Raw genomic sequence first — 11919 nt, 5'->3', positions numbered from 1 at the left:
AGAAGCCCATGAGCAATTTGTTCGAAGCTGCCGGCCTTGATGACGGAGCTCCCCGGCCGCTGGCCGACCGGCTGCGCCCGAAATCACTCGATGAGGTCGTCGGCCAGGATCACCTCCTCGCCGGCACGGGCCCGATCGCGCGGATGCGGGCGCAAGGCCGGCTTGCCTCGATGATCCTGTGGGGTCCGCCGGGTGTGGGGAAGACCACTATTGCGCGCCTGTTGGCGACCGATTCCGGTCTCGAGTTCGAACCCATCTCGGCGGTCTTTTCCGGTGTCGCGGATTTGAAGAAAGTGTTCGACCGGGCGCGGGCCCGGCGGCAGGCCGGAAGGGGCACGCTGCTTTTCGTTGACGAGATTCACCGCTTTAACCGCGCCCAGCAGGACGGCTTTCTGCCCGTGGTGGAAGAAGGCGTTGTTACGCTGGTCGGCGCGACGACCGAGAATCCGAGTTTCGAACTGAATGCGGCGCTCCTGTCGCGCGCGCAGGTCCTGGTCCTCAAACGGCTGGATGCGGCAGCGCTCGGCCTGCTTCTGGACCGCGCGGAAGCGGAGACAGGCAAGTCGCTTCCGGTCGAGGCCGATGCCCGCGAGGGCCTGATCGCGATGGCCGACGGGGACGGGCGCTATCTGCTCAATCTCGCCGAGGAATTGTTTGCGCTCGACCGGACCGGGAAGATGGATCTGCGCGAGATCGGCGAGGTGCTCCAGCGCCGCGCGCCGGTCTATGACAAGGACCGCGAGGAGCACTACAACATCATCTCCGCGCTGCATAAGTCCGTGCGTGGGTCGGATCCGGACGCCGCGCTCTACTGGCTGGCGCGGATGCTGGAAGGTGGGGAGGACCCGCTCTACATCGTCCGGCGCGTCGTGCGCATGGCAAGCGAGGATATCGGCCTCGCGGACTCGTCGGCCCTCCACGCCGCGCTCGCAGCAAAGGATGCCTATGATTTCCTCGGCTCGCCCGAAGGCGAGCTCGCCATCGCGCAGGCGGTCGTCCACATGGCCTGCGCGCCGAAGTCGAATGCGGTCTACAAGGGCTACAAACGCGCGAGAGCGGCCGCGCGCGAGACCGGCTCGCTGATGCCGCCCAAACACATCCTCAATGCGCCGACCAAGCTGATGAAATCAGAAGGCTATGGCGCGGGCTATGAATATGACCATGACGCGGACGGCGGGGTTTCGGGGCAGGACTATTTCCCTGACGAGATGACGGACCGCCCGGTTTTCTACGAGCCAAAGGATATCGGCCGGGAAGCTGCCATTCGGGAACGGCTCGAACGCTGGCGCGCCAAACGGGTATCACGGCGCGGATAGACCTCGATTCGAAAATCCCTCTTGCCAGAGTTGCAGCGGGTGTGGGATTCTCGTTCCGTCCTTTGGGGGAGGGAATTTCCATGAAAGTTGATCGTCTGTTCTTGCTGCTTGGCTTGCTCTGGCTGCTGGGTGGCATGGCTCTGGGCGAGCATATGGGCCGCACGCAGGACCACGGCCAGATGCCGACCCACGCGCACATGATGCTGGTCGGCGGCGTGCTGTCGATCCTGTGGGCGATGATCTACCGCGTGTGGTCGGTGCCGCTGGGCATTATCGCCTGGATCCACCTGATCGTGCACCAGGCCGGGGCCGCTGTGATGATCTATGCGCTCTTCGGCCTCTATGGTGAAGGCGACCCGGCGACCTATGGCCCGATCGCGGGCATGTCAGCGGTGGCCATTATGCTGTCGGCGCTGATCATGCTGATCCAGGCGTTTCGTGCGAAGGGCTGAATCAAAACGGGAGCCGGCATGATGCGCGGCTCCCGTTCGTGAATTTCGTGCGCTCCGACCCGTTTGACCGGCCGGAGCGGGGATGGCCTGTTACGCAATCGTCGGGGCAATCGCGATGATCATCCCGCCGGTGACGGCGGCGACGAAAACGAGTTGCGCGAAGACGGCGAGGCTCTGGTTCAATCGACTCATGTGTTTACCCTGGTCTTTTTCTTGGCCCGGCGGCACATCCACCGGGCGAGCGCAGAGATAAACCTTTAGATTGCCGGGACAATCGCCGTTCGGCCAACAGAGCCATGCTGAAATGCATGGCTGGAGATGCATCTACTTTGGCGGCGGGCCGTAGCGGTTAGGGGCGGGATCGCCATCAGCGGCGACGGCATGCCAGCGCGTGAATTCGAGCAGGAAAATGATCGCGGCGATGGTGCCTATCATATAAAGGGCCCGGCCCTCGGCGAACGCCCAGGCGCGCAGCTCGGGCATCAGCCATGCCGCCAATCCAGCGATGGCGAGGAAGGGCACGGGCGTAATCAGCACCAGCCAAAGCCCGGTCCGCCCAAGATCGTGCAGCCGCCGGATAAGCCAGAACTGGTGCAGGAGGGTTTGGAGGGCGAGGAGCGCCAAGAATGCTCCGCCGGAATTCACCAAAGGAACGTCGGGGAAAATCAACCCTAGAAAGTGGCCGCCGATCAGAACCGCTGCAACAATAGGGAATATCCAGAGTGAACTCCGGCCGTTACCGAAGGGGCTTTGCCAGTATGGCCCGGCAGGTCCGGCTCGGCCAAAGGGATGGAGCGCAATGAGAACCGCTCGAAACATGCTGTACTAACCTGTTGCCGGCGGCGGACCGTAGCGGTTGGGTTCGGGGTCGCCGGGCGTTCTCAAGAGGTAGGCGTTGAACGGCCGGTAGACATGTGAGTGAAGCCAGAAGCTGGCGATCAGCGCTCCCATGGGCAAGACAACAAAGCCCACAATGAAAAGAATTCCCCAGATAACAGATCCGCCGAGACTACCTGTGGGGATGAGCCCGGAGGAGACTAATTCATTGGCTGCCAGGACCGCGAAAAGGAAAGCCCAGACCGGAATACGCCTGATGGCATAGCCGCTGAGCGAACGGTCGAGGTCGTGGAGCCGTTTGGCTGACCAGCAGAACCTTCGGTATTCTTCCAGCAGTAAGAGCGGAACAATTGCCCTTATAAAATAGGGCATTGGCATGACCAGCGCCTCCTCCAGCAAGCTTTCCAAAACCGGGAAGAGCTGACCAATGGCAACGCCGATCAGAATGATGGTCGGCCCCCAACCAATGAAAAACTGCACAACAGAGCGCCGGTTTTCGAGTGGCTCCTGTGCCATATCAATTGGGCGTGGCGTACGCCCGACGGGAAGCCAGGCACCCAGCCGATAGGTAATGTTCTCCGTCGTGTTCGGCGTCGCGTCCGTCATCTGGCAACTCTAGAAACGAAGCCACATCGCCTGCAACCGCTTTTCAGCCAATGCCATCCCCTTGCCACCTTGCGCGCACGGGCGTATCCCGCGCGGGAGTATGACCAATCTTCTTCTCATCGCTGCGGGCGGGGCCATCGGGGCCGTGTCGCGCCATCTGACCGGCCAGTGGGCGCTGCGCGCGCTGGGGCCGGAATGGCCGCACGGGACGTTCCTCGTGAACGTTATCGGCGGCCTCATGATGGGCGGATTCATTGGCTGGCTGTCGCAGGCGGGCCGGGCCGATGCCAATGCGCTGCGCGCTTTTTTCGCCGTCGGGATACTCGGTGGCTTCACGACGTTTTCGGCGTTCTCGCTCGATGTCGTGGTGATGATTGAGCGCAAGCAGTGGTTCAACGCGCTCGGCTATACGCTGGGCTCGGTCGTGCTGGCCGTTCTGGCGCTGTTCGTGGGTCTACTGATTGCCCGGCGGGTCTTCGCATGAGCGGGGTTCAGAAACTGACCATTGGCGAGGGCGATGACGGCGCGCGGCTGGACCGCTGGCTGAAGAAACGCTTTCCGCACGTCCCCAATGGCCGCATCCAGAAGGCGCTGCGCAAGGGCGAGATCCGCGTCGATGGCGGGCGGGCCAAAGCCGACACGCGCCTCGACGCTGGGCAGGAAGTGCGCATTCCGCCTTTCCCCGAGCCGAGCGAAATCCGCCATGACGACCGCCTGTCCAAGGACGAGATCGCCTATGCGCGTTCGCTGGTGATCTATGAGGATGCCGACGTGCTCGCATTCAACAAGCCCGCCGGTCTGGCCGTGCAGGGCGGGTCGAAGACGACGAAGCATCTTGATCGCCTCCTGTCCGCCTTCGGGGAGGGTGACCGCAAGCCGCGCCTCGTCCACCGGCTCGACAAGGATACGTCCGGCGTTCTGGTCGCAGGCAAGTCGCTCAATGCCGCCTCGAAACTGGCGAAAGCATTTCAGGCGCGCGAGACGGAAAAATACTACTGGGCGGTTGTTGTTGGCGTGCCGCGTCCAAGGACGGGCGAGATCAAGGGCTTCGTCAAGAAGAGCACGGACGGGGGTGACCGCGAGCAGATGGTTGCCGCCGAGCATGGCGAGCCGGGCGCGCAATACGCGCTGACCCGCTATGCCGTCGCCGCTGAGGCCGGGCAGAAGGCGAGCTGGGTCGTTTTGCGCCCGATCACGGGGCGCACCCACCAGCTGCGCGTTCACATGGCCGGCATGGGCTATGCCATTGTCGGCGACCGCAAATATACGTGCGACCGGGAAACGCCGGGCGAGCTGTCCAATCGCCTCCACCTCCATGCCCGCCGCCTGGTCCTGCCGCTGGGGCGCGACCGGTTGGTGATCGAGGCCCCGCTGCCCGAGCACATGGCGCGGACCTTCGCCGCGCTGGGCTTTGACGACGACCTCATCGACGAGGCGGAGATGGAAGAGGTGCTGGGATGAGTGCGCCGCTTGCCCTGTTTGATCTCGACGGGACGCTCGTTGATTCCCGCCGCCTGATCCACGCCTCGATGGACGACGCCTTCCGGTTAAACGGGCTGGGCGGCTGTGCCTACGATCATGTCCGCACCATTGTCGGGATCGAGCTCAGTGCTGCGATCCGGCTGCTCCTGCCGGACGATGCCGAAGACGCCTTGGTGGATGGCGTTTTCAACACCTTCCGGGAAACCTTTGTCAGGTTGCGTGAGGAAGATGCTTCACTCGAAAGCCTTTATCCCGGCGCGCGCCACATTCTCGAGACATTGGCCACCGATGGCTGGGTGCTGGGTGTTGCGACCGGCAAGCCCCGGCGCGGGCTGGATCATATTCTGACCACGCACGATCTCGGCGGTGTCTTCGCTACGCTCAACACCTCCTGTACCGGGCCGGGCAAGCCCGATCCGCGCATGGTCAATGACGCGCTGCGCGAGACCGGACTTGCGTCCGACGCTTGCGTGATGATCGGCGATACCAGCCACGACATTGCAATGGCGGTGAATGCGAAGGTTAGGGGGGCCGGTGTCACCTGGGGCTTCCACACCCGCGAGGAAATCGAAGCCGCTGGCGCGCACGACATCCACGACGATTTCGCCTGCCTTCAACGCGGGCTTGATCGCTTCGCGCGGGGCCGCAAGGAGGTTGCCGCATGAGCCGGTTCGAAACCAAGCCTGGCGTGAAAGTCCCCAGACCCGAGGACACGCGCCCGAAGCGCTTCTACAAGGCCGCCGGGACAACACCGGCGGACGGCGGTTTCGCGGTCACGCTTGATGGGCGTCCGGTACGCACGGTGATGAAGCGTCCGCTGGTCCTGCCGACAAAGAAGCTGGCCGAGGCGGTGGCGGCTGAATGGGATGCGCAGGGCGAGCGGGTCGACCCGCCGTCCATGCCGCTGACCCGGCTGTCCAATGTGACGGTTGACCAGGCCGGCGAGCGCCGCGATGCCTTCATCGCCGAAGTCCTGAAATATGCCGAAACCGATCTGCTGCGCCATCGCGCGGACGGGCCTGGTGAGCTGGTTGAAACGCAGACGCGCGTCTGGCAGCCTTTCCTTGACTGGGCGGAGCAGGATCTGGGCGCACACCTGCCGGCTGTCACAGGTATTCTGCCTGCCGACACGCGCCCCGAAGCGCTGGATGCGCTGAAGGCCCGCGCCGAGATCTACGATGACTGGCGGCTGACCGCGCTGGTCCAGGCGGCGTCCCTGTCCTGTTCGGCGGTGCTGGGCTTTGCGCTCGTGGAGGGCAAGGCCGATGGCGAGACGGTGTTCGCTGCCTCACGCGTCGACGAGGATTTCCAGGCGAGCCAGTGGGGCGAGGATTCCGAAGCCGCCGCCGCGGCTGCCGTTCTCAAAGGCGAGCTGCAAGCCTGCGCGCGACTCCTCGCCGCGCTAGGCTGACGGCACATCCGGGCCTAGATTGGCCCGTGAAAAAGAGTTCAGGAGCGTGAGCGATGGCGAAGACCGGCCCCGGCGGCATTCTCGATTTCGACGTTTTGCGCGGCGCGGCGACGCGGACCGAGCCCTACAGCTATTTCGTCGCGGAAGGCGCGCTCAACGCGGAGGAAGCAGCCTCGGTGCGCGCGGACTACCCCGAGATCGCCAAGCCGGGCTATCTGCCGCTGTCGAAGCTGGAAGCCACCGGCGCGTTCGAGCGGCTGATGGCTGATCTCAACAGCGCCGAGTTGGCGCAGGTGCTGACCGAGAAATTCGGTGTCGATTTCACCGACAAGCCACGCATGATCACCGTGCGCCGTCTGTCGCAGAAGTCCGACGGGCCGATCCACAACGATTCCAAATCGAAAATCCTGACCATGCTGACCTATCTCAATGCCGAGTGGGACGGCACAGGCAGGGGCTGTATCCGCGTCCTCAATGGCCCGGATGATTTTGAGGATTACGCCGAGGAAGTGCCGCCGCTGGAAGGGTATGTCTTTGCCTTTCTGCGCTCGGACAATTCCTGGCACGGGCATCTACCGTTCGAAGGCGAGCGCTATGTCGTCCAGACCACCTTCCTGACCAGCCAGGAAGAGCTCGACCGCAAGGAAAACCGCGGCGGGCTGCAGTATTTTCTCAAGAAGCTGAACCCGTTCCAGTAGGGCGGTTTTCGCCAAAGCGAAAGCTCATGTGATTTCCTCCTCTCCCCCTTGGGGGAGAGGATTGAGGTGAGGGGGTCGTGCCGGAGTGTGCTTGATCCTCGGCCAACCCCTTACCTTGGCCCTCTCCCCTTTTAAAAGGGGAGAGGGAAAGCTCTGTTTCCCACCCTCTCCGCCTCCCCCGGACCAAGTCCGGGGTCGACACCTCTCCCATCAAGGGAGAGGAGGAAGGACACGAGAAAGGGGAGAGGGAATACGGGTGTCGCGCATACGCGTCCCCGTGCTAGCGTCCCGGTGACCGCTACACCGAGTTTCAGCCCCGTGATCCGCCTTGCTGCCGCCGCCCTGACCGCTGCGCTCACTGCGGCGGCTGTCCATGCCCAACAGGCCGTGCCATGGGTCTATGACGCCACGTCTGTGTTTGGCTGGGAATACAGTGCGGACTCCACCGCTGAACTCGGCCTGCCGACCTGGATTCAGACGGGCGTTGCCCGGAGAATCGGTTCGCAAGCTGCAGTATTTCCATGGCTGAGATGGTTGGCGCCTCCTGGGCGGACTATGGCCAGTATTTCACATCGAGTACGCCACAGAGTTTCGCGGCGCAGATGGCGCAATCGGGCACGATTGTAACCCATGCCTATCTGACGACCGTGTTCGAGATGGATTGACGCCGGGCCATGCGCAACCTCCTGACCACCGACCATGAGGGCACACCGGTTGATCTGGTCAGCGTCATCATTGGTGGTGCCGACCACATGGTGACGATATCCTGCGGCCTGCCGGGCGGGATGCTGATGGGCCATCTCCAGCCCTTCCAGGATTTCATCGAGGGCGTCCGCATCGAAACGCAACGGCCGCGATAGCATCCCCCCATCCGCGTCCGGGAATTGCCCCTTCTGCCCCGCCGGTGCTAACTGGCGCAATACGAAATCACGACAGGATTGCCCGCCCATGAAAGACGTTCTCGAAGCGCTGGAGCAGAAACGCGACGCGGCCCGCAAGGGCGGCGGAGAGGCGCGGATCGCCAAGCAGCACGAGAAGGGCAAGCTGACCGCGCGCGAGCGGATCGAACTCCTCCTCGACGAGAATTCGTTCGAGGAATGGGACATGTTCGTCGAGCATCGCTGCACCGATTTCGGCATGGACGACAAGAAGATCCCCGGTGACGGCGTGGTTACCGGCCACGGCACGATCAATGGCCGCCTGGTCTATGTCTTCTCCAAGGATTTCACCGTGTTCGGCGGCTCCCTGTCGGAAACCCATGCCCAGAAGATCGTCAAGGTGCAGAAGGCCGCGATCCAGAACGGCGCGCCGGTGATCGGCATGTTCGACGCGGGCGGTGCGCGCATCCAGGAAGGCGTCGCGTCGCTCGCCGGTTATGCCGACATCTTCCTGCAGAATACGCTGGCATCCGGAGTGGTGCCGCAGATTTCCGTCATCATGGGCCCGTGCGCGGGCGGGGACGTCTATTCGCCCGCCATCACCGACTTCATCTTCATGGTGAAGGACACGTCCTACATGTATGTGACCGGCCCGGACGTCGTCAAAACCGTCACCAACGAGGAAGTCTCCCACGAGGACCTTGGCGGAGCATCGGTCCACGCGAAGAAATCCGGTGTCGTCGATGGCGCGTTCGAGAACGATCTCGAAGCGCTCGTCCAGATCCGCCGCCTCATCGACTTCCTGCCGCTCTCGAACCGGGAAACCCCGCCGACGCGGCCCGTCTATGACCGGGCGGAACGCTCAGAAGCCAGTCTCGACACGCTGGTACCGGGCAATCCGAACAAGCCCTATGACATTGTCGAGCTTATCGAGAAGGTCGCCGACGAGGGCGATTTCTTCGAAATCTCGCCCGATTTCGGCAAGAATATCGTCGTCGGGTTTGGCCGCCTCGACGGCCAGCCGGTCGGTTTCGTTGCCAACCAGCCGATGAGCCTTGCCGGCGTGCTCGACATCGACGCCAGCCGCAAGGCGGCGCGCTTCGTGCGCTTCTGCGACGCTTTCAACATCCCGATCGTCACCTTCGTCGACGTGCCGGGCTTCCTGCCCGGGACCAAGCAGGAGTATGGCGGCCTCATCAAGCACGGCGCGAAGCTGCTCTTTGCCTACGCCGAGGCCACCGTGCCGAAGCTGACCGTCATCACCCGCAAGGCCTATGGCGGGGCCTATGACGTGATGAGTTCAAAACACCTGCGTGGCGACGTGAACTATGCCTGGCCGACCGCGGAAATCGCGGTGATGGGCGCGAAAGGCGCGGCGGAAATCATCTTCCGGGCCGATGCGAGCGATGCAGAGAAGATGGCCGAGCACGCCAAGAATTACGAAGACCGCTTCGCCAATCCCTTTGTCGCGGCGGGGCGGGGCTATATCGACGACGTCATCCAGCCGCGCAATACGCGCAAACGCCTCATCCGGGCGCTGCGGACCTTGAAGAACAAGAAGGCCGAGAACCCCTGGAAGAAGCACGATAATATTCCGCTTTAGGGATTTTCCCCCGGCGGGCGAATGAGCTTCTCAATTGCCGAAGAGAGCTTCGGGGCGGCGATCAGTAACGCAAAAGCCAACAGTACGACCCAGTAAGGTGGGGTCGAAGCCAGGAGGATTGCAAAAGCGAGGATCGCCGTTGATCGATTGTCAGTTTGGGGAACCATCAGACGCACCTCGCCATTGAGCTGATTTGTGCGAATCAGATGGAAAAATTATTGGACCCCGATTTTTTCCACCTGTCAAACGCACCGTAATAGTTAATTGCAACATTTGTTCGTGGTTTGTTCGATTTGTAATTGTAAGAGGCTAGCAAGTTGTAATAATTTCAAATGCTTAGAGTTAGGAGTGCTAAATCGGTCTGCTCGTCGAGCCGGCGTTGTTTGTCATATTGATGTTGTGGGAGATGCCTGCGCCGGAGGGTATATTGCGGAAAATATACAGTAATCGTTTTTCTGTCCGGTGTGATCACGGTCCAATTGGGATAGCTGACGTTTCCAGCTTGAATTGACTAGACCCCGGTCTTTGCTGCGCAAAACCGGGGAACGTCAGTAAAGGCTTTGCGCACGCCTGCTCGAACAGATTTCTCCGGGGTTCCTGCGGAAGCAGGAATCCAGTCTTACGGTAATTCGCGCATCTGGATCCCGGCTTTCGCCGGGACCGCGTGAGTTGGATTTTCGCCGATAAGCCATGCCCGTTTCCCCGACGAAAGTCGGGGCCCAGACGTCCTGTTGACTGGGTCCCGGCTTCCGCCGGGAAAACAAATTCACACTTCACCGCAGGGCGAAGTCCCTCATGGTCCATGGATGCCAAGGCCCCGCCGGCGGGATCTTGGCATGGCCCGAATAACAGACCCCTCACCCCGACCCTCTCCCTGGAGGGAGAGGGAGAGCGCTTATTCTCCTTCCCCTTGATGGGGAAGGTTGCCCGAAGGGCCGGAAGGGGTCTGTTACCGCAACTAAACTCTGTCATCCCGGACGGCGAAGCCGATCCGGGACCTGAAACCCGGGCGCTCGATGTTCAAGGTCCCGGCTTGCCCCTACGGGTCAGCCGGGATGACAGCTCCCATCAAGGGAGAGGAGAAACGAACTGGCTCCTGACGGCCCGCTGGCATGACACTGGCGGGGTGTTGGCGGCCGCCTGACGTAGCGGTGGGTGCGGGGTTCGCGCTTTCTCCCGGGGTGTTTATGGTTCACCCAACGACTGGAGATCGTGACGATGGATATCACCCCCGATGCCGCGAAAATCAAACGCTGGCGCAATGAACGCGGCTGGTCGCAGGAACATCTGGCCGAACTGGCCGATGTCGGACTGCGTACCATTCAGCGCATCGAGAATGGCGAGAATGCCTCCCGCGATTCCCTGACCGCCCTGGCGGCGGCGTTCAATGTCGATGTCATGGCTCTGGCGCTCGATGCCAAGTCGGAGGCCGCGCGCATGGTCCGCGCCGAGCAGCTCAAAGGCCTCGCGGTGTTTCGCCTGGTGTTCTGGATTCACCTCGGCAGCTGGGCGCTGGGCATGCTGATCTTCGCCGCGATCTGTGTGGCCATGGGATATCTGATCATGCTGCCGCCGGCCATGTGGTGGACGGTCGGCCTCGCCGGTCACGGCCTGGCCCTGTTGATCTTCACCCTCGCGGTCCGCTTTCAGGGCCAGTTCGAGTCGGGGAAGTAGGGCGGCCTAATCCGCCCGTACGGCCTTCTTCAGCATGGCGGGATAGCCGTCCGTGACGCAATCAAACCCCGCGTGATAGCCGCGCGCATTCAGCGTGCGGTGCAGGCGGGGCAGGTTATAGGGCGGTACCGCCGCGAAGAGGTGGTGTTCGAGGTGGAAATTCACCCGGTTAGGCGCGACCAGCAGGCGCTCGATCAGGTTGGCGCGCGTGGTGTGGGTGTTGCGGCGCGGTTCGGGATCATAGCGGTCCATCGCCACGCCATGTTCACCGATATTGCGCATCCGCATCAGGGCGGGCAGCACGAAGAGGCGTGCGATCCACCATAGCGCATAGGCCCACAGGGCTCCGGCGAGCGTAAGGGCGGCCACCAGCACGGTCTGGAAGACGAGGAAGGGCGCTTTGCCGGCCAGCGTCGCGTCCTTCCAGGAGAATATGATTTCCTTCACGCCCGTCTGCCCGGTCAGGTCGCGGATGAATTTGCGGCGCAGGCTGTCCTTTGGGACGGGGTAATTCTCGACAAGGCGGTGGTCGGGATCGTCCGGCGTACCGGCATATTTGTGGTGGTCGAGATGATAGGCCCGGTAGGCGAGGAAGGGCGCGTCGATGGCCGCGCCGCCAATCCACTTGCCGGCGATTTCGTTCATCCAGCCGGTTCGGAATAGCGCCCGGTGCGCGCAGTCGTGCATGGCAATGGCGAAGGCGAGCTGGCGTCCGGCAATCACGAGAACCGCAAGCGGGCTGAGCCAGGGCTGCCAGATCGCGGCGGCGAAGGCTGCGGCCAGAAGGAGAAAGTCTCCACCCAGCATGGCGAGGCCCCGCCAGTCCGAGGCGCGCGACAGCGCCCGCAACTCCTCGCGGGAAAGGGCATCGGAGAGTTTGACCGGAGCCGTGGTCATGGGGTGGAGATTACGCCGCTTCGGTGCAGGGGGCAAAACAGCCCCCGCCCGTCGGGGCAGGGGCT

The 11919-nt window shown here is 62.7% G+C and carries 14 protein-coding genes; 11 read left to right on the top strand and 3 right to left on the bottom strand.

Features of this window, described 5'->3' with window-relative positions:
- Positions 1 to 8 precede the first annotated feature (8 nt).
- Positions 9 to 1316, top strand: coding sequence for a replication-associated recombination protein A (locus tag V0U35_RS09490; protein WP_330196467.1), 1308 nt, complete (start codon positions 9 to 11; stop codon positions 1314 to 1316).
- 80 nt (positions 1317 to 1396) lie between these two features.
- Positions 1397 to 1768, top strand: coding sequence for a hypothetical protein (locus V0U35_RS09485; protein ID WP_330196466.1), 372 nt, complete (start codon positions 1397 to 1399; stop codon positions 1766 to 1768).
- 324 nt (positions 1769 to 2092) lie between these two features.
- Here the strand turns inward: V0U35_RS09485 and V0U35_RS09480 are convergent, their stop codons facing one another.
- The gene (locus V0U35_RS09480) at positions 2093 to 2587 is read right to left on the bottom strand and encodes a DUF805 domain-containing protein (protein WP_330196465.1); all 495 of its coding nucleotides are present in this window, start codon (positions 2585 to 2587) and stop codon (positions 2093 to 2095) included.
- 6 nt (positions 2588 to 2593) lie between these two features.
- A complete protein-coding gene (locus V0U35_RS09475; protein WP_330196464.1) occupies positions 2594 to 3211 on the bottom strand; it encodes a hypothetical protein in 618 nt (205 codons plus the stop codon).
- A gap of 100 nt (positions 3212 to 3311) precedes the next feature.
- Here V0U35_RS09475 and crcB point away from each other — a divergent pair, with 100 nt between their 5' ends.
- From crcB to V0U35_RS09430, 9 genes are all read left to right on the top strand, one after another.
- Positions 3312 to 3695 (top strand): fluoride efflux transporter CrcB, encoded by a 384-nt coding sequence (gene crcB, locus V0U35_RS09470; RefSeq protein WP_330196463.1) that lies wholly within the window; start codon positions 3312 to 3314, stop codon positions 3693 to 3695.
- Positions 3692 to 4672 (top strand): RluA family pseudouridine synthase, encoded by a 981-nt coding sequence (locus V0U35_RS09465; RefSeq protein WP_330196462.1) that lies wholly within the window; start codon positions 3692 to 3694, stop codon positions 4670 to 4672. The genes crcB and V0U35_RS09465 overlap by 4 nt, the downstream gene beginning before the upstream one ends.
- Positions 4669 to 5358, top strand: a complete 690-nt coding sequence (locus tag V0U35_RS09460; protein ID WP_330196461.1) for an HAD-IA family hydrolase — start codon at positions 4669 to 4671, stop codon at positions 5356 to 5358. The genes V0U35_RS09465 and V0U35_RS09460 overlap by 4 nt, the downstream gene beginning before the upstream one ends.
- Complete coding sequence (locus tag V0U35_RS09455) at positions 5355 to 6104, top strand: ATP12 family chaperone protein (RefSeq protein WP_330196460.1); 750 nt, start codon at positions 5355 to 5357, stop codon at positions 6102 to 6104. The genes V0U35_RS09460 and V0U35_RS09455 overlap by 4 nt, the downstream gene beginning before the upstream one ends.
- A 53-nt stretch (positions 6105 to 6157) precedes the next feature.
- On the top strand, positions 6158 to 6802 hold the full coding sequence (locus V0U35_RS09450; protein ID WP_330196459.1) for a 2OG-Fe(II) oxygenase: 645 nt from the start codon (positions 6158 to 6160) through the stop codon (positions 6800 to 6802).
- A 521-nt stretch (positions 6803 to 7323) separates the two neighbouring features.
- A complete protein-coding gene (locus V0U35_RS09445) occupies positions 7324 to 7467 on the top strand; it encodes a hypothetical protein (protein ID WP_330196458.1) in 144 nt (47 codons plus the stop codon).
- 9 nt (positions 7468 to 7476) lie between these two features.
- Positions 7477 to 7662: a hypothetical protein gene (locus V0U35_RS09440; protein ID WP_330196457.1), complete on the top strand. Its 186-nt coding sequence runs from the start codon at positions 7477 to 7479 to the stop codon at positions 7660 to 7662.
- An 88-nt stretch (positions 7663 to 7750) separates the two neighbouring features.
- The gene (locus V0U35_RS09435) at positions 7751 to 9283 is read left to right on the top strand and encodes an acyl-CoA carboxylase subunit beta (protein WP_330196456.1); all 1533 of its coding nucleotides are present in this window, start codon (positions 7751 to 7753) and stop codon (positions 9281 to 9283) included.
- Positions 9284 to 10501: 1218 nt separating this feature from the next.
- Complete coding sequence (locus V0U35_RS09430; protein ID WP_330196455.1) at positions 10502 to 10957, top strand: helix-turn-helix domain-containing protein; 456 nt, start codon at positions 10502 to 10504, stop codon at positions 10955 to 10957.
- A 6-nt stretch (positions 10958 to 10963) separates the two neighbouring features.
- Here V0U35_RS09430 and V0U35_RS09425 read toward each other — a convergent pair whose 3' ends face one another.
- A complete protein-coding gene (locus V0U35_RS09425; RefSeq protein WP_330196454.1) occupies positions 10964 to 11854 on the bottom strand; it encodes a fatty acid desaturase family protein in 891 nt (296 codons plus the stop codon).
- Positions 11855 to 11919: the final 65 nt, after the last annotated feature.

This window comes from Hyphobacterium marinum, from assembly GCF_036330325.1.
Classification (GTDB): Bacteria; Pseudomonadota; Alphaproteobacteria; order Caulobacterales; family Maricaulaceae; genus Hyphobacterium; species Hyphobacterium marinum.
The sequence above is the reverse complement of the archived record's forward strand: the minus strand, read 5'-3'. Positions and strand labels throughout refer to the sequence as shown.

What these genes read in the sequence shown, in the direction of transcription:
- V0U35_RS09490 (WP_330196467.1), top strand. Translation starts at nt 9, where the DNA reads ATGAGCAATTTGTTCGAAGCTGCCGGCCTTGATGACGGAGCTCCCCGG.
- V0U35_RS09485 (WP_330196466.1), top strand. Translation starts at nt 1,397, where the DNA reads ATGAAAGTTGATCGTCTGTTCTTGCTGCTTGGCTTGCTCTGGCTGCTG.
- V0U35_RS09480 (WP_330196465.1), bottom strand. Translation starts at nt 2,587, where the DNA reads ATGTTTCGAGCGGTTCTCATTGCGCTCCATCCCTTTGGCCGAGCCGGA.
- V0U35_RS09475 (WP_330196464.1), bottom strand. Translation starts at nt 3,211, where the DNA reads ATGACGGACGCGACGCCGAACACGACGGAGAACATTACCTATCGGCTG.
- crcB (WP_330196463.1), top strand. Translation starts at nt 3,312, where the DNA reads ATGACCAATCTTCTTCTCATCGCTGCGGGCGGGGCCATCGGGGCCGTG.
- V0U35_RS09465 (WP_330196462.1), top strand. Translation starts at nt 3,692, where the DNA reads ATGAGCGGGGTTCAGAAACTGACCATTGGCGAGGGCGATGACGGCGCG.
- V0U35_RS09460 (WP_330196461.1), top strand. Translation starts at nt 4,669, where the DNA reads ATGAGTGCGCCGCTTGCCCTGTTTGATCTCGACGGGACGCTCGTTGAT.
- V0U35_RS09455 (WP_330196460.1), top strand. Translation starts at nt 5,355, where the DNA reads ATGAGCCGGTTCGAAACCAAGCCTGGCGTGAAAGTCCCCAGACCCGAG.
- V0U35_RS09450 (WP_330196459.1), top strand. Translation starts at nt 6,158, where the DNA reads ATGGCGAAGACCGGCCCCGGCGGCATTCTCGATTTCGACGTTTTGCGC.
- V0U35_RS09445 (WP_330196458.1), top strand. Translation starts at nt 7,324, where the DNA reads ATGGCTGAGATGGTTGGCGCCTCCTGGGCGGACTATGGCCAGTATTTC.
- V0U35_RS09440 (WP_330196457.1), top strand. Translation starts at nt 7,477, where the DNA reads ATGCGCAACCTCCTGACCACCGACCATGAGGGCACACCGGTTGATCTG.
- V0U35_RS09435 (WP_330196456.1), top strand. Translation starts at nt 7,751, where the DNA reads ATGAAAGACGTTCTCGAAGCGCTGGAGCAGAAACGCGACGCGGCCCGC.
- V0U35_RS09430 (WP_330196455.1), top strand. Translation starts at nt 10,502, where the DNA reads ATGGATATCACCCCCGATGCCGCGAAAATCAAACGCTGGCGCAATGAA.
- V0U35_RS09425 (WP_330196454.1), bottom strand. Translation starts at nt 11,854, where the DNA reads ATGACCACGGCTCCGGTCAAACTCTCCGATGCCCTTTCCCGCGAGGAG.